Origin of the sequence: Pseudoalteromonas sp. Of11M-6, from assembly GCF_022347905.1 — a bacterium.
In the GTDB taxonomy this organism is placed as follows: Bacteria; Pseudomonadota; Gammaproteobacteria; order Enterobacterales; family Alteromonadaceae; genus Pseudoalteromonas.
In genome coordinates, this window is record NZ_JAKRFW010000043.1 from 14,309 (window position 1) to 30,682 (window position 16,374).

Genomic DNA, 16,374 nt, shown 5'->3' on the forward strand with positions numbered 1-16,374 from the left:
CAGACAAATGGTAATACCAGTCCTTCGTAGCACTCCGTGTTATTTATCAGTAGAATGCCGTCAATTCTTTGATCGTTAAAGTCAAAAGTATGATCACACTTAAGAGATTTAAAAACGCCTCTTTAAAAGGTGACCTATTCGGTGGTGTAACCACTGCAATTATTTCTTTACCACTCGCACTCGCTTTTGGTGTTGCCTCTGGTGCTGGCGCAGAAGCTGGGATGTGGGGCGCAATTTTAGTTGGCTTATTTGCCGCGCTGTTCGGTGGTTCAACCTCCCTCATTTCTGAACCAACCGGCCCAATGACTGTTATCATGACAGCAGTACTCACCGCCATGATGAGCAAGTACCCCGAAAATGGTCTTGCGATGGGCTTTACTGTTGTCATGATGGCAGGTGCTTTTCAGGTTTTACTCGGTACGCTCAAGTTAGGTAAATACGTTACCTTGATGCCTTACAGCGTCATCTCCGGATTTATGTCTGGTATTGGTGTTATCCTCATTATTTTGCAGCTTGCTCCTTTACTTGGACACCAAGCGCCTGCAGGTGGTGTTGTTGGCACTTTGTCTAATTTGCCAAGCCTGCTAATGGATTTACACTTTTCTGAGTTGTTCCTCGGGGTGATCACACTTGCAATCTTATTCAAAATGCCAAGTAAGTGGCGCCAGTACGTGCCCGCTCAACTGGTCGCACTCGTCGCCGTTACACTGCTTTCAATTATTATTTTTGATACCGATAGTATTCGCCGCATCGGAGAAATTCCAAGTGGCTTGCCAAGTATTGTGTTGCCAGTATTATCACCAGAGCTATTCGTTGAAATGCTTATCGACGCATTGGTACTGGGCACTTTGGGCTGTATAGATACGTTGCTAACAGCAGTAATAGCCGACAGTTTAACGCGAACCGAACATGATTCTGATAAGGAGCTCAGAGGCCAAGGTATTGCCAATATGATAGCTGGCCTTTTTGGTGCATTGCCAGGTGCTGGTGCAACGATGGGAACTGTGGTCAATATTCAAGTGGGCGCTCGCTCGCCCATCGCTGGCATATTCAGGGCACTAATTTTGATGGCCGTAGTCTTTATCGCGGGCAGTTTGACCGAGCCAATCCCAATGGCGGTGCTTGCTGGTATTGCAGTGTATGTTGGTTTTAATATTCTGGATTGGAGTTTTATCCAGCGTGCTCATAAGCTTAGTGTCAGTCAAATGGCGATTATGTATGGCGTAATGCTCCTTACCGTTTTTGTTGACCTGATTGTTGCCGTGGGCCTTGGCGTATTTATCTCTAATGTGATGATCATAGAGAGATTAAGCCGAGTGCAAGCTAATCATGTTAAAGCAATTAGCGACAGTGATAGCGATGAAGATGTGCCACTAACAAAAAAGGAAAGCGAGCTGTTAGATAAAGCCAACGGTAAACTATTATTCTTTTATCTTTCCGGGCCAATGATTTTTAGCGTCTCAAAAGCAATCGCAAGACAACATCGCAAGATTAGTGAATACAAAGCCATGGTATTAGATTTAAGCGACGTAGCTATGATTGATGTCACCGTGGGCTTAGCCATTGAAAATGCGATTACAGATGCGCTTGATGCTGACTGTAGCGTGTTTATCTATTCACCGAATTTGGAGACCACCGATAAGCTCAAGCGCTTAAACATTCACGACCGTCTAGGCGACCGTGCATTTTGTGATAGTCGCGAGATAGCGCTCAGCCAAGCCATTGATACTATGGCTAAAACTTATTAAAGTGCGCACTTAAGTGATCCAGTAACAAGCGTAAACTGGTCGCGACAAATTGTCTGGGTGGATACAGCGCCCAGACACCCTCTTCTTCAGGTCTAAAGTTGGTTAGTACCTCTGTTAACTCACCACTCTCTAGCGCCTCTTGCACGTAATAATGTGGTAACTGTACCAAACCTAAGCCTTGCTTTGCTGCTTCCAAGAGCCCCCAACCACTGTTGCAACGCAGTGGCCCCGCCACTTTAATTTGTCGCGTTTTACCGTGCTCAACAAAGCGCCATTCGCTACTATTGCCAATCAAACATTTATGATTGCCAAGCTCAGCGAGCGTATGCGGTTGGCCAAATTGATTTAAATAGATATTCGCGCCACACACCATGGTTTTACGTGTGGTTAGCCGTTTGGCGCGCAGTGATGAATCCTGTAACTTACCGAGTCGAATTGCCAAGTCAAAGCCCTTATCGAGCAAGTCGACTTGATTGTTCGTCAAATGCATTTCAACCTCAACTTTTGGATACAAACGCATAAAGTCAACCACGGCAGGCATGACATAAGATTCGCCGTACATTACCGGTGCGGTAAGCTTAAGTTTGCCTGTTGGCTGTCTATCACGTTGACGGATTGCAGCAGTGGCGTCATCTAATCCATGCTGCAAGTGCTTTGCGTGAGATAAAAACACTTCACCTTCCTGAGTCAGCGCTAATTTTCGGGTAGTGCGCGTCAAAAGTTGTATGTTGAGCCGCTCCTCTAACATTTTCACACGGCGACTAATTTGCGCAACCGAAGTATTTAACTGAGTTGCAGCCCCACTAAATGAGCCATTACTCGCGACCGCTACAAACTCATCAATGCCAATCCATCTATCCATTATTACATATACGTAAAAGTCTTTATGATTTTTATAGATTATCAAAAATCATAATGTAGTTATACTGCTATCAACTTTTAAGAAAGGAACAAACCATGTCTGAATTTATTAAATCTAAAGCAGCAATCGCTTGGGGCCCAGGTCAACCGCTTAGTATTGAAGAAGTTGATGTTATGCCACCGAAAAAAGGCGAAGTCTTAGTTAAAATCACCGCAACAGGCGTATGTCATACCGATGCTTTCACTTTGTCTGGCGACGATCCTGAAGGCGTATTCCCAGCAATCTTAGGTCATGAAGGTGCAGGTATTGTTGAAGCGATTGGTGAAGGCGTTACTAGCGTTGCCGTTGGCGACCATGTGATCCCATTGTACACACCGGAATGTGGCGAATGTAAGTTCTGTAAGTCTGGTAAAACGAACCTTTGTCAGCAGATCCGTGAAACCCAAGGTAAAGGCTTGATGCCTGATGGCACAACCCGCTTTTATAAAAACGGCCAACCAATTTATCACTACATGGGCACGTCAACGTTCTCTGAGTACACTGTGCTGCCAGAAATCTCTTTGGCTAAAGTAAACAAAGCAGCGCCTCTTGAGGAGATCTGTTTGCTTGGCTGTGGTGTCACCACAGGAATGGGCGCAGTAATGAATACCGCTAAAGTGCAAAAAGGCGATACCGTCGCCATTTTCGGCCTAGGTGGTATCGGCTTGTCCGCTATCATTGGCGCGGCAATGGCTGGCGCGAGTCGGATCATCGGTATCGACATCAATGAAGATAAGTTTGAGCTGGCGACAAAGCTTGGGGCAACCGATCTTATCAACCCGAAAAACTTCGACAAACCTATCCAAGAAGTGATCGTTGAAATGACCGATGGCGGTGTGGATTTCTCGTTCGAATGTATCGGTAACGTAGATGTTATGAGAAGTGCCCTTGAGTGCTGTCACAAAGGTTGGGGTGAGTCTGTCATCATCGGTGTTGCAGGCGCTGGACAAGAGATTTCAACACGTCCATTCCAATTGGTTACCGGTCGCGTATGGCGCGGCAGTGCTTTTGGTGGCGTAAAAGGTCGCTCAGAGCTTCCTGAGATTGTTGAACGCTATATGGCTGGTGAATTCAAACTCAATGACTTTATCACTCATACCATGAAGCTCGAAGATATTAATGAAGCCTTTGATTTAATGCATGACGGCAAGAGTATCCGCTCAGTGATCCATTACTAGTACCCGCTCAAGGACGCACAGGTTGCGTCCTATTTCGCTTAATTAAGGAGCACTTGATGGAACTGATTTCCAGCAACAAAGTATCCGGCGGTTGGCATAAGCGCTACACACATACCAGCCAGTCGACACAGTGTGAAATGACCTTCGCCATTTTTTTACCTGAAATTGTCAACGAGGGACAACAAGTCCCGGTTTTATATTGGCTCTCAGGGTTAACCTGCAGCGATGAAAACTTCATGCAAAAAGCAGGCGCGTTTAAAAAAGCCAACGAGCTTGGTATCGCTATTGTCGCGCCAGATACAAGCCCGCGTGGAGAAGGCGTTGCAGATGATGAAAATGGCGCTTATGACTTTGGTCTAGGTGCGGGGTTTTACGTCAATGCGACACAGGCACCGTATAGTCAACATTATCAAATGTATGACTACGTGACCGAAGAGCTGCCCCAGTTAATCGAAGCGCACTTCCCTGTTAGTCCGCAAAAAGCCATTAGTGGTCACTCCATGGGGGGGCATGGTGCGTTAATTATTGGGCTTAGAAACCCTGATGCCTATACGAGTATCTCAGCGTTTAGTCCAATCGTGAACCCAAGTAACTGCCCCTGGGGTCAAAAAGCGCTAACAGGATATTTAGGGGACGACAAACAGCGCTGGCAACAATATGACGCGACCGAATTATTGTCGCACTATGTTAGTCCAACGAAACGTCCGATACTCATTGAGCAAGGTTCAAGTGACCAGTTTTTAGACGAGCAGTTAAAGCCTTGGTTATTCGAACAAGCTGCAGAAAAAGCAGGCTACCCTATCACGCTAAACATGCATGAAGGTTACGATCATAGCTATTTCTTTATCTCGAGCTTTATTGAAAATCATCTTGAGTTTCATGCTAACTATATGAGATGAGCCTGACTGCCGCTTGCGCTTTGAGCACTAAGCTAAAAATAAAAAAGGCGTACTCCCTGTACGCCTTGCTTGCTTAACATTATTCTTTGTATCAAATCATCAGATTAAATCGCCGTATGGATTCGTTGGACAAAGCTGTATACTTTGCTCGAACCCAGGAATGGCTAACTCTTGCTGACTTAAATTCAATTCAGATTCATCAATCATGCCCTTGCCAAAACGGTAAATGAGTTCGTACTGACCATAATCGGCCGCTTGCTGATATGCAATTTGCCTTTGTGTTGTAATGGCAAGTTGTTGCTCATAATTTGCAAACTCAGCTTGGCTATAGCGCTTGCTTAGTAGCTGCTTCGTGAGCTTTGGAGAAAGTACAGTTGCCGTTGCATTGTTGCCGCCAAAGCCCTTGGAGTTTATAAAGGCGATATCCATTGGCTCGCACTCATAGTGCTCGGTACGAATATCTAAATGCTCGGCGTGAACATCTTCTGCTACTGCATTGATTGTGGTGATCCCGGGCATAATATTGTATTCAAATACCCCAAGTGCCATCGCAAGCTGGTCGCCAGACGCCGGCGCGATGGTATGACCAACATAGGCTTTTGGCGCCGCCACTTTCCAACCATTAATCGCAAAGGTTTCTGCAATTTTGTGATAGATACGCGACTCAGTAACCCGGTTTTGTGGTGTGCTTGAGCCATGTGCCAAAATAAAGCTGCGTTTTACTAACGCCTCTGTGCCTGCGATTTGCTGAGCCAGCGCGACCGATTTTGCCATGGTTATATAGTTACCAGGCCCAGGTGCCGTAATCGACTTTTTCACGCCGTCTGCATTGACATATACGTCAGCAATCGAGCCCATGATCTGCGCGCCAAGTTCAATTGCTAAGGCGTCATCCATCAAAATCGCCACTTGTGCCCCTTCACCAATTGTAAAGCCACAGTTTTCACCAAAAGGACGACTTGTTTTGCGATAGTCTACATGCTCAGTACCATCAAGTTTACGCAAACCTTCTTCATTTGCGAGTGCGCCCATATTACCGAAGCCTTCGATGATCTCAGGTGTAATGGCACACTCAACACTGGCTACAATCGCCACTCGAGTACGGCCAGCCTGAATATCATTCACTGCAGCGCGGAGGTTATATAGAAACGTCGCACAGGCACCTGATGTCGTAAACGTTGTGCCAACGCTGCCAGTAACATAAGCATTGATAAAGTCAGTGGACATGGTGTTGAGTCCTAGCGCTAACTGCTTAGTGCTTACTCGGTCGCCACGCAAACGACTACGTACTAATCCACCTAAGCCCTCATCATTCATTTGCCCTGCCACAGAAGCGGAGTAAGTGCCGATTTGGTCCGGTCGTACGCTGTTCATTACCTTGTCCCACTCAAGACCCGTTGAGCGGATAGCGTCGGTTGCAGCGAAAATAGTTGCCTGAAGGCCGCGTGGTTGATAACGGCTGTTATACATGAGTGACGGCTCAAAGCCTGTTGGTAATTGACCTGCGGCTTTAATTGGATTGTCTCTATAGCTATCGTGCTTAACTTCAATCTGGTCCGCAATGGTTACTTCAACCATTTTTGGATCAAGCTCAATCACTTGCCAAGCTGCAGGAACTGGCTCTGGTAAATCACGTTTACGACAACTGAATACTATCTTGCTGTCATCATTTGCTTTCATTGTGAGCTTTTGCTGCCAAGGAGTCGCATCTACATCAAAATGGTTTTTTTCGATTTTACGGATCAACGTTCCCGCTAAGATCTGCTCACCAAAACGCGACTCAATCTCCACCTCTTGAACGACTTGGTCGTTTTGGTCAATTAGCTTGCCATCTTCATAACGCACTAAGTTCATTAAACTCGCAAGACCCAAATAGGTCTCTTGTCGGTCTTTAGCATTTAGCTTATCAAGTACAATACGTTTGTAGCCTTGATGGAAAGAAGTGCGCCCCGCGGCGTTAATACCCCCCATTCCTACAATAATTGGCAATGCTGTCATGTCGTTCCTACTTCTGAACTAAGATAATGACTTGATTTTAATTGCATTCGAATTTAAGTTTTTACAAAATACGCCACATATAAATCATTTTTCGCCAAAATTAAGAGGTCGGAGCAGATGAAATCCTATACTAAGGTCGCCATTGTGCTTTACAAGCATATGCTCGTTACCAGTGTCACCTTACCGCTGGAAATGCTCAAAGCCGGACAAGCCTTTGCTAAAGTACATCTAAAAGAGGCTTATGTTCCTTTAGAAGTTCTCCTTTGCAGTAGCCAAGGCGAGGCGGTCAACGCCGATAATTACCTGACACTTGAGGCACAAAGTGACTTTAGCTCATTGCCTTTATATGACTACATTATTGTGCCAAGTATATGGCGAAATCCAAGACCTATTGTAAGACAAAACCAAGCGCTGAGTGAGTCACTTGCGGATGCATGGGGAGCAGGAAGCACACTGATAGGTGTTGGTACAGGTGTTTGCTTTTTAGCAAGTTCAGGCCTGCTTGACGGGCATTCAGCAACGACCCACTGGCATTTTGCCAAACAATTTTCTCAGCTATACCCCAATGTTGAATTAAAACCGGATTACTTTATCACTCAATCAGAGCGGATCTACACTGTAGCCAGCTTAAATGCGCTGGCTGATGTTATTGTACATATTATTGAACTACTGTACGGGATAGATGCCGCACACCATGTGCAGCAAAACTTTTCTCATGAAATTCGTAAACCATACGAAGAACAGCGCTATTTAGAAGGGGCTGTGGACCGTCATGCTGACGAGCAAATTGCCGCAATTCTATTTTGGCTGAAAAATAACGCCGCATCGGAAATCTCTTTACCCGCTGTCGCGGCGCAATTTGATTTGAGTTATCGCACCTTCAACCGCCGCTTTAAACAAGCAACAGGACAAACCGCCGTTGCCTACTTGCAACAGGTGCGTATAGAAATGTGTAAAGAGCTACTCGCGAGCAGTAACCTCTCCATTCAAGATATTGCCCTTGCTTCTGGATTTAATTCACAAGGGCAATTAAGTAGAGTATTTAGGCAATTAATGGGAAAGTCACCAAGCACATACCGGGCAATAGTAAGAAAGAAATTGTTCTCGTAGCAACTCGTAGCAAAACGAGAGTAAACTACTCTACAGTATTTGCATCACGGTTAACGTTTGCTGTTGGCCGTTGAAGAAAAACGAAATATCTTCGTCTACCGTTAACCCCTTTAGCCGCTTGCCAAGAGGCGCATCAAACGTTAACACCAACACTGGTGTTTCTTTATATTGGATTTTTAGCCCGCCTTCGCAAGGCGCAAAATAGAACCAATGACAGTTGCCCTGCTCGTCTTCAATTTCAACTAGTGCGTTATGTGCAATTGTATTGCTTACAGCTAGAGCCAACTGATTCAATATTGTTTGTTTTGCCAAATGCATGGCATCAACGCGCTCACTTTGTCCTTCTGCCAAATACCCATATTCGATACTCAACGAGTCATATTGTGTTTCGGCAGCACTTTGTTCATGGGTAGCATCAGCACGTGCACTGTTTGCCGCTTCAGTGGCTTCAATCAGCTTTTGTTCAAGTGCAAACTTGAGATATTCGATAAAAACAGATTTATTCATTGGTAGTTTACAGCTATTGGATGACTGGTAGTAACAGACTGGCCGTTAACGGTTAGCGCCAAACGTAAAATCCAACGCATAGATTTATCCGTGCAAACACCGACCATGGTTTTTGCTATCAGTGTGTTTTTGTCAAAGAACACGGGAATTCTCCCCATGTTCATATTTTCTCCCTCAAGCCATGCCGAAACGACCTCTACTTTAGTCGCACTTTTTAGCCCAATGGTAAATTCTGTTTCAGGTTGAACCTGCTTTGAGCCTAGATAAATCTGCACTTGTGGAGTTAAATCACAGGGCGTTGAAAAATTACAGACATTTCTTGTTACTGAACTTTCACTTTTTTCTGAACTTTCATGTATAATAATAGTCGGGTCTGAACAGGCCACGAGGAAAACACCTAGCAACCCGATTGTTAATTGCTTTGCAATCATGAGGGATTTACCGTCACTTCTGAATCCTGCGCAGTGTACGCAAGTTTCAGGGCAAATGCTAGGTTGCTTAAGAAGCGAACAAAAAGCGCGTGAAAACTTGATTGATGTCATAATTTTAGGCGTTTTAGGTATCTTTTCATAAGCAAAAAAATTATCATTTCCTCGCAAAAATAAAGGTTTCTCGGGCTGGTTAGGTTTTCACTCATCTTTTGAGTTAAAACATGACGGGCTTGAAGAAATATAACTAGGGCCTGTAATTCAGGTAATTCATTTCTAATCGCAATAAATTGCAGCGGAATCCAGAAAATGAGCCAAACAGTAGCATCACAAACTGAGTACAATTATAAAGTTGTACGCCAATTCGCTATCATGACAGTGATTTGGGGCATTGTTGGCATGGGTGTAGGTGTATTTATCGCAGCGCAACTTGCGTGGCCTGCGTTAAACTTCGACATTCCATGGTTAACTTACTCTAGACTTCGTCCGTTACACACGAACGCAGTAATCTTTGCATTTGGTACAAGTGCACTATTTGCAACCTCTTACTATGTTGTTCAGCGCACGTGTCAAACGCGCCTGTTCTCTGACAAACTTGCCGCATTTACCTTCTGGGGTTGGCAAGCCATCATCGTATCTGCGGCTATCACGCTTCCTCTAGGTATTACTTCTTCAAAAGAATACGCTGAACTAGAGTGGCCGATTGATATCGCAATCGCGGTAGTATGGGTTACTTATGCTGTAGTATTCTTTGGTACTCTTATCAAGCGTAAAGTGTCACACATCTATGTAGCAAACTGGTTCTACGCTGGTTTCATTATCACTGTTGCAGTGCTTCACATTGTAAACAGTATGGCTATTCCTGTATCACTTACTAAATCTTATTCAATCTACGCAGGTGCTGTAGATGCGATGGTTCAGTGGTGGTATGGTCACAACGCAGTAGGCTTCCTACTTACCGCTGGTTTCTTAGGTATGATGTACTACTTCGTACCAAAACAAGCAGGTCGTCCAGTTTACTCTTACCGTCTATCGGTTGTTCACTTCTGGGCACTTGTTTCTCTATATATTTGGGCAGGTCCTCACCACCTTCACTACACAGCACTACCTGACTGGACACAGTCTCTAGGTATGGTGATGTCAGTTATCCTATTCGTTCCTTCTTGGGGCGGTATGATCAACGGTATCATGACGCTGTCTGGCGCTTGGCACAAACTACGTACTGACCCAGTACTGCGTTTCTTAGTTGTGTCTCTATCGTTTTACGGTATGTCTACGTTCGAAGGCCCAATGATGGCTATTAAGTCTGTAAATGCGCTTTCACATTACACAGACTGGACAGTAGGTCACGTACACTCTGGTGCACTAGGTTGGGTTGCGATGATTTCTATCGGTGCAATTTACCACCTAATCCCTGCCCTATTTGGTCACGGTAACATGTACAGCATCAAGCTAGTTAACACGCATTTCTGGCTACACACTGTTGGTGTTGTGCTTTATATCGTTGCAATGTGGATCTCTGGTGTTATGCAAGGCCTAATGTGGCGCGCAGTAAATGCTGACGGTACATTAATGTACAGCTTTGTTCAGTCACTAGAAGCTTCTAAGCCTTTCTATATCATGCGATTCCTAGGCGGTGTATTCATCGTAGTTGGTATGCTGGTAATGGCTTACAACGTATTCCGTACGGTTACTGCAAAAAGTGGTCAACTTGCCACTGATGCAAACCCGCAAGTGGCTTAAGGGGTATTGAGTATGAGCAACAATAACTCAACAAACAAACACGAAATCGTTGAAAAGAACGTTGGCCTGATGGCTATCCTAACGGTATTCGCGATTAGCTTCGGTGCACTAGTTGAAATTACTCCACTAATGTTCCAAAAAGATACCACTCAGCCAGTAGAAGGCTTACGCCCGCTTACCGCGCTTGAAATGGAAGGTCGTGACATCTTCGTACGTGAAGGTTGTTACAACTGTCACTCACAGATGGTTCGTCCATTCCGTGATGAAGTTGAGCGCTACGGTCACTACTCTGTAGCCGGTGAGTCAGTATGGGATCACCCATTCCAGTGGGGCTCTAAACGTACAGGTCCAGATTTGGCACGTGTTGGTCAGCGTTATTCTGACGACTGGCACTATGCGCACTTAATGGATCCTCGCTCGGTGGTACCTGAGTCAAACATGCCAGGCTACCCTTGGCTTGATAGCACTAAAGTAGATACCACTTATACTCTGAAAAAATTACAAGTGTTCCGTGATGCATTTGGTATTGATAAGTCGTCAGACCGCTACAATGGCAAAGGCTACGGTGATGATGCTGAACTACAAGCGCAAGTGGATGAAATCCACGCGATGAACGGTGGTGAAGGTGCGACAGAAATGCAAGCACTTATCGCTTACTTACAACAACTTGGCACACATTTGAAGTAATTGTTATGGATTACGGCACATACAGAGGCATTTTGACTCTGGTAATTTTGGTACTGTTTATAGTGATTGTTGTGTGGGCATATAGCAAGCGCTCTAAGCGCCGTTTCGACGACGCTGCTAATGCCATTTTTGAAGATGAGAAAAAACATAACAACACTATCTCTAACGAGGAAAAGGAGTCTGAAAAATGACTAGCTTTTGGAGTATTTGGGTTATTGTACTAACCCTAGCGTGTCTAGCTCTGATTTTCGGCCTGCTAATTTGGAACCTGAAAAACTACACAGGTGTCAAAGAAGGCGAAAGCTGTGGTCACGAGTTCGACGGAATTGAGGAATTAAATAATCCACTACCAAAGTGGTGGACTTACATGTTCTTCGCGACTTTTGTTTGGTCAGTATATTATCTTGCTGCTTACCCAGGTCTTGGTAACTTTAAAGGTTTCTTAAACTGGACGAGCTCTAACCAAGGTATTACTACCTTGGCAGAGTCTAAGAAAGCAGTCGCTGAAGCACATGAAAATGGCCAGTGGGTACAACTTGATAAAGAAGTTGAAGCAGCACAAGACCGTTTTGGCCCTATCTTCCAAGAATTTGCAAAGCAAGACGTACTTGCGCTTGCAAAGAATGAAGAAGCACTTGAAATCGGTCAACGTTTATTCTCGCAAAACTGTGCTCAGTGTCATGGCTCTGATGCTCGTGGTGGCGCAGGCTTCCCTAACCTAACTGATAAAGACTGGTTATATGGTGGCACGCCTGACAAGATCAAAGAAACACTGCTTAACGGTCGTGTTGCAGCGATGCCAGCTTGGCAAGATGCACTTGGTGATCAAGGCGTAAAAGAAATGACTGCTTATGTACTAAGCCTTTCTGGACGTACTGTTAACCAAAAAGATGCTGAAGCAGGTAAAGCTAAGTTTGCAATGTGTGCAGCTTGTCATGGTATGGATGGTAAAGGTTCTGTTGCACATAACCTGCCGTTCGGTGCACCAAACTTAACCGATAATATCTGGCTATACGGTGGTTCTCAACGCGCAGTTGAAGACACACTTCGCCACGGTCGTGCGGGTGTTATGCCAGCATGGAAAGATATCTTAGGTGAAGATAAAGTACACCTTCTAACAGCGTATGTTTATAGCTTGTCACAAGACCAATAAGCTTAGCTTTTAGAACATTATTTGAGATCAAAAAAGCCTCCATTTGGAGGCTTTTTTTTAGGTATTTACCGCAACTTACGATAGAATACGAGCAAGTTTTATAGCCATGTGAGCAACTATGAACCCTACCCCTTGGTATAAGAATTTTTGGCCTTGGTTTTTAATTTTTTTCCCACTCGTTACTGTCGTTGCCTGTGTTTTTCTCATCACGTTTGCAGTCGGTAATGGTCCTGATATGGTCGTTGATGACTACTACAAAAAAGGTAAAGCAATCAATCTAGAGCTGAGTAAGTTTGATAAAGCAAAAGCGCTCTATTTACATGGTGACCTGCAAGTAGCAGAGCAAAAAGTCACCTTTAAATTTACCAAGGGCGACGCTTCTAAAGTTCATGCATTAAAGCTTTCGTTTTACCACCGCACTATTGAGAAATACGATTTTGCAGTCACGCTGACTAAAAACGCCAGCGGCGAGTTTACTGGCTTATTTGATGAACCACATAGCGGTGTATTCACGGTATTTATTGAGCCTATGGACAACAGTTGGAAAATGAAAGAAAAAATCCAACTGCCACATGATGGTATTATCGCGGTCACTCCACAGTATAAGTAAGCTGCCATGGCAAATTCGTGTTTTCATTGTTTGGAGCCTATTCCTAAAGGGTTTGTAGGCTCGGTTACCTTTGAGGGTAGCGCACAACCGGTTTGCTGTATTGGCTGCCAGGCCGTTGCCGAAACCATTATTTCTCAAGGTATGAGTGACTACTATACTTACCGCACAGAAAGTGCAGGTAAAGTTGAAGAGCTTGTACCTGAACAACTCAAAATGCTACTCAGCTATGATAACGACGAGATCCAAGAGGACTTCGTCGAAATTAGCGGAGAACATAAAGAGGTACTGCTCAGTGTTGAAGGAATAAGCTGCGCCGCTTGTGCTTGGCTTATCGAAAAGCAACTGCTGGCGCTCGGTGGTATCGTTCGTGTTGATGTTAACACCTCCACTCACCGCGCCATGATTGTATGGCAAGATAAACACGTTAAGCTTAGCGATATCATTAAATCTTTGATGGAAATCGGCTATAAGGCCTACCCATTTCAAGCCGATGAAGAAGCTGCACAGAAACAAGCCGTAGCGAAAGCATACATCCGTCGTTTAGGCGTTGCTGGCCTCATGACTATGCAAGTGATGATGTTTGCATTTGCCATGTACTTTGGCATGTTTTCAGGCATGGAAGAGAATTTTGAACAGTACTTTCGTTGGATAAGTCTCGTGCTTGCCTCTCCTGTTATTCTGTATTCAGCGATGCCATTTTTAACGAATGCGGTTAAAGGGCTGAAAGCTAAACAACTGAATATGGATCTCCCTGTTTCACTTGCTATATTCGGAGCTTACGGCGCCAGTACTTACGCGACTTTTATGGAAGTCGGCGAAGTCTATTTTGAATCCATCTGTATGTTTACCTTCTTGCTGTTGTTAGGTAAATACCTTGAGTTCAGGGCCAGATTAAAAGCCAGTGAGTTTACTGCAAACCTGCAAAAGCTGCTGCCATTGACCGCCAGAAAGGTTGATGAGAATAACAATGAGCAACATATTGCCGCCAAAAAGCTAAAACTGAACGATCTGATATTAGTTAAGGCTGGAGAAACTATCCCTGCGGATGGCTTAGTGATCAAAGGCCATACCACAGTTGATGAGTCGATGATGACAGGCGAACATTTGCCAGTTAAGAAATATCAAGGCCATCAAGTGTATGCTGGAACCGTGAATCACGACGGTATAATTACGTTAGAGATCAATAAAATTGGGCAAAATACCCTGCTCAACCAAATTATTCGACTGCAACATAACGCACTTACCAAACGCCCTAAGTTGGTGGAAATCACCGATAAAGTCGCGCAGTGGTTTGTTGCCTGCCTATTAGTTTTTGCCTCAATTACCGCCATCGGCTGGTATCCCATTTCACCAGATAAGGCTTTTTGGGTCACGATTTCGGTGCTAGTAGCAACCTGTCCTTGTGCATTGAGCCTAGCTATACCCACCGCGCTGACTTGCGCCGTGGCGTCACTTACAAAGAAAGGGATCTTGATTAAAGAGGCCCATGTATTAGAAACGGCAACCAAATTAACGCATGTTGCCTTTGACAAAACAGGCACACTGACCGAAGGCCGTTTCTCAATCAAACATATCGAATTGCTACAAACTGACTATAACGAGCAACAAGTCTTGGATTTTGCAGCAGCGTTAGAGCGGTTTTCTGAGCACCCTATCGCTCGCGCATTTGCACATATCACCCCAACCGAAAACCTAGTCCAAGATGTTGAAGTTGTGGCTGGTTCAGGTATCCGTGGTCACTGGCAAGGAATCACTATTGCCCTTGGGAAAAGCCATTGGTTTGATAACCACGCGTCATTTGCTCAAGCAACCTTGTTCATTGATAACAACGCAGTCGCTGACTTTTACTTCAATGACAAAGTAAAAAGCAATGCAGAAACAGTTGTTGAACAGTTACAACAAGCGGGCCTTACATGCCATATGCTAACTGGGGATAGCTCCAATGCAGGTAAAGAGTTATCGCAGCAGTTAGCATTAGATAGCTACCAAAGCGCTTGCACACCAGAGATTAAGCAACAAGCCGTTGAGGCTTGGTCCAAACAAGGCGAGATTGTCGCTATGGTAGGTGATGGCATCAACGATAGCCCAGTATTCAATAGCGCTCACTTGTCAGTTGCGATGGATACCGGCGCTGATATCTCAAAAAATACCGCTGATGTAGTGTTGTTAAATAGCGATTTGAATGCCATTCTAGCCCTTCAGCAAGTAGCGAAACAAACGCGCAGAATAGTAAAGCAAAACTTAACCATATCACTTTTGTATAACGGCTCCATTTTGCCACTCGCTGCACTTGGCCTCATTCCACCTTGGATAGCAGTTATTGGCATGTCAGCCAGCTCGATCATCGTGATCGGTAATTCATTAAGATTATTAAAGCTATGAGTATCATCTACGTATTAATACCTATCGCCATTTTATTCGTCATTATTGCTATTGGTATTTTCTTTTGGGCAGTAAAAAGCGAACAATTTTCAGATTTGAATAAACAGGGCCACAGCATCTTATTCGATGATGATAAAGCGCAAACGGGTGATAAGTCCGTAAAACCATCAAATGACATGAGTAATAACGACAAATAGCATGAATGAGATAAGCTTGCTGAGTGCATTTGTGATGGGGCTTGCGGGAAGTGGCCACTGCTTGGTGATGTGTGGCGGTATTGCCAGCTCGCTACAACTGGCGAGCAAGCAACTTTCTGCGGTGGTTGTTACCCTGTTGTATAATATCGGACGTATCTCCAGCTATGCGCTTGCTGGCAGCCTTGTTGCCCTACTCGGGGCAAGTCTCGCCAAGCAAAACACATCTCTCGCCATTATATTACAATTGATGAGTGGTATTTTTATGGTGCTTGTCGCTATCTACGTAATGCGCTTAGCCAGTACCTTAAAATGGCTAGAGTCGTTTGCTAAAAGCTTAATTTGGCAACATATTGTTAAGCTCAATCGCTACTTAGTCCCGGTCAATACAAAAACCAAAGCGTTTTGCTACGGCGCCTTATGGGGGTGGCTACCCTGTGGCCTAGTTTATTCGGCCTTAACATGGACATTACAAGCGAGATCAGCAACTGAAGGCGCACTCATTATGCTCGCCTTTGGTGTCGGCACAATGCCTGCACTGATTGTAATAGGGCAATCGGCTCAGCTGCTACAAAAGTTTATAAATCATTTAGTTACACGTATTATTATGGGTAATTTATTGATTTGGTATGGTGTTTATTTAATTATTATTGCAACTGATAAGTTAGTACATTAACCTATCCTTATCTAAGCAAACTCATCATTTAAGATTATTGGTTAGCGCTTTGAGATTAGGAGCTCCAATTGATAACCAAATTTTCTTTTGCGTGTCATATGAGTTTGTGGCGATCTGTAGTACCAAAGCCGTTATGCTTTGTACTAGGTTGCCTTCACGT

16 protein-coding genes are annotated in these 16,374 nt (G+C 44.4%); 12 read left to right on the forward strand and 4 right to left on the reverse strand.

The genetic code is table 11. The features are described 5' to 3' along the window. Window positions 1-89 precede the first annotated feature (89 nt). The gene (locus MHN32_RS18145) at window positions 90-1,748 is read left to right on the forward strand and encodes a SulP family inorganic anion transporter (protein ID WP_010605005.1); all 1,659 of its coding nucleotides are present in this window, start codon (window positions 90-92) and stop codon (window positions 1,746-1,748) included. On the opposite strand, the gene MHN32_RS18150 is transcribed toward MHN32_RS18145, so the two are convergent. After that, on the reverse strand, window positions 1,735-2,610 hold the full coding sequence (locus MHN32_RS18150) for a LysR substrate-binding domain-containing protein (RefSeq protein ID WP_211866275.1): 876 nt from the start codon (window positions 2,608-2,610) through the stop codon (window positions 1,735-1,737). The genes MHN32_RS18145 and MHN32_RS18150 overlap by 14 nt on opposite strands. Before the next feature lie 95 nt (window positions 2,611-2,705). Between MHN32_RS18150 and MHN32_RS18155 the strand changes: the two genes are divergently transcribed. Next, entirely contained in the window at window positions 2,706-3,827 is a 1,122-nt protein-coding gene (locus tag MHN32_RS18155) for an S-(hydroxymethyl)glutathione dehydrogenase/class III alcohol dehydrogenase (RefSeq protein ID WP_239422466.1), read from the forward strand. A gap of 56 nt (window positions 3,828-3,883) precedes the next feature. Next, the gene (gene fghA / locus MHN32_RS18160; protein WP_237116518.1) at window positions 3,884-4,726 is read left to right on the forward strand and encodes an S-formylglutathione hydrolase; all 843 of its coding nucleotides are present in this window, start codon (window positions 3,884-3,886) and stop codon (window positions 4,724-4,726) included. 99 nt (window positions 4,727-4,825) lie between these two features. Here the strand turns inward: fghA and MHN32_RS18165 are convergent, their stop codons facing one another. Beyond that, window positions 4,826-6,724: a beta-ketoacyl synthase gene (locus MHN32_RS18165; protein WP_239422467.1), complete on the reverse strand. Its 1,899-nt coding sequence runs from the start codon at window positions 6,722-6,724 to the stop codon at window positions 4,826-4,828. A gap of 117 nt (window positions 6,725-6,841) precedes the next feature. Between MHN32_RS18165 and MHN32_RS18170 the strand changes: the two genes are divergently transcribed. Further along, window positions 6,842-7,834 (forward strand): helix-turn-helix domain-containing protein, encoded by a 993-nt coding sequence (locus MHN32_RS18170; RefSeq protein ID WP_010605009.1) that lies wholly within the window; start codon window positions 6,842-6,844, stop codon window positions 7,832-7,834. A 30-nt stretch (window positions 7,835-7,864) separates the two neighbouring features. Here MHN32_RS18170 and MHN32_RS18175 read toward each other — a convergent pair whose 3' ends face one another. Together MHN32_RS18175 and MHN32_RS18180 are read right to left on the reverse strand one after the other, a co-directional pair. Then, window positions 7,865-8,341, reverse strand: a complete 477-nt coding sequence (locus tag MHN32_RS18175; protein ID WP_010605010.1) for a hypothetical protein — start codon at window positions 8,339-8,341, stop codon at window positions 7,865-7,867. Further along, window positions 8,338-8,772: a hypothetical protein gene (locus tag MHN32_RS18180; protein ID WP_010373998.1), complete on the reverse strand. Its 435-nt coding sequence runs from the start codon at window positions 8,770-8,772 to the stop codon at window positions 8,338-8,340. The genes MHN32_RS18175 and MHN32_RS18180 overlap by 4 nt, the downstream gene beginning before the upstream one ends. A gap of 306 nt (window positions 8,773-9,078) precedes the next feature. Here MHN32_RS18180 and ccoN point away from each other — a divergent pair, with 306 nt between their 5' ends. The 8 genes from ccoN to MHN32_RS18220 all read left to right on the forward strand — a co-directional run bounded on the left by ccoN (window position 9,079) and on the right by MHN32_RS18220 (window position 16,214). Next, the gene (gene ccoN, locus MHN32_RS18185) at window positions 9,079-10,512 is read left to right on the forward strand and encodes a cytochrome-c oxidase, cbb3-type subunit I (RefSeq protein ID WP_010373997.1); all 1,434 of its coding nucleotides are present in this window, start codon (window positions 9,079-9,081) and stop codon (window positions 10,510-10,512) included. Between the two features lie 12 nt (window positions 10,513-10,524). Further along, window positions 10,525-11,199 carry a cytochrome-c oxidase, cbb3-type subunit II gene (gene ccoO, locus MHN32_RS18190; RefSeq protein WP_010373994.1) on the forward strand — a complete coding sequence of 225 codons (675 nt, stop codon included), beginning with the start codon at window positions 10,525-10,527 and terminating at the stop codon, window positions 11,197-11,199. A gap of 5 nt (window positions 11,200-11,204) precedes the next feature. Further along, window positions 11,205-11,390, forward strand: coding sequence for a cbb3-type cytochrome c oxidase subunit 3 (locus MHN32_RS18195; RefSeq protein WP_010373992.1), 186 nt, complete (start codon window positions 11,205-11,207; stop codon window positions 11,388-11,390). Continuing rightward, window positions 11,387-12,352, forward strand: coding sequence for a cytochrome-c oxidase, cbb3-type subunit III (gene ccoP / locus MHN32_RS18200; protein ID WP_102056969.1), 966 nt, complete (start codon window positions 11,387-11,389; stop codon window positions 12,350-12,352). Before MHN32_RS18195 ends, ccoP begins: the two co-directional genes overlap by 4 nt. Before the next feature lie 118 nt (window positions 12,353-12,470). Continuing rightward, window positions 12,471-12,962 (forward strand): FixH family protein, encoded by a 492-nt coding sequence (locus MHN32_RS18205; RefSeq protein ID WP_010605013.1) that lies wholly within the window; start codon window positions 12,471-12,473, stop codon window positions 12,960-12,962. 6 nt (window positions 12,963-12,968) lie between these two features. Beyond that, window positions 12,969-15,344, forward strand: coding sequence for a heavy metal translocating P-type ATPase (locus MHN32_RS18210; RefSeq protein ID WP_239422468.1), 2,376 nt, complete (start codon window positions 12,969-12,971; stop codon window positions 15,342-15,344). After that, window positions 15,341-15,541 (forward strand): cbb3-type cytochrome oxidase assembly protein CcoS, encoded by a 201-nt coding sequence (ccoS, locus tag MHN32_RS18215; protein ID WP_239422469.1) that lies wholly within the window; start codon window positions 15,341-15,343, stop codon window positions 15,539-15,541. The genes MHN32_RS18210 and ccoS overlap by 4 nt, the downstream gene beginning before the upstream one ends. 1 nt (window position 15,542) lies before the next feature. Continuing rightward, window positions 15,543-16,214, forward strand: a complete 672-nt coding sequence (locus MHN32_RS18220; protein WP_227387055.1) for a sulfite exporter TauE/SafE family protein — start codon at window positions 15,543-15,545, stop codon at window positions 16,212-16,214. Window positions 16,215-16,374 lie beyond the last annotated feature (160 nt).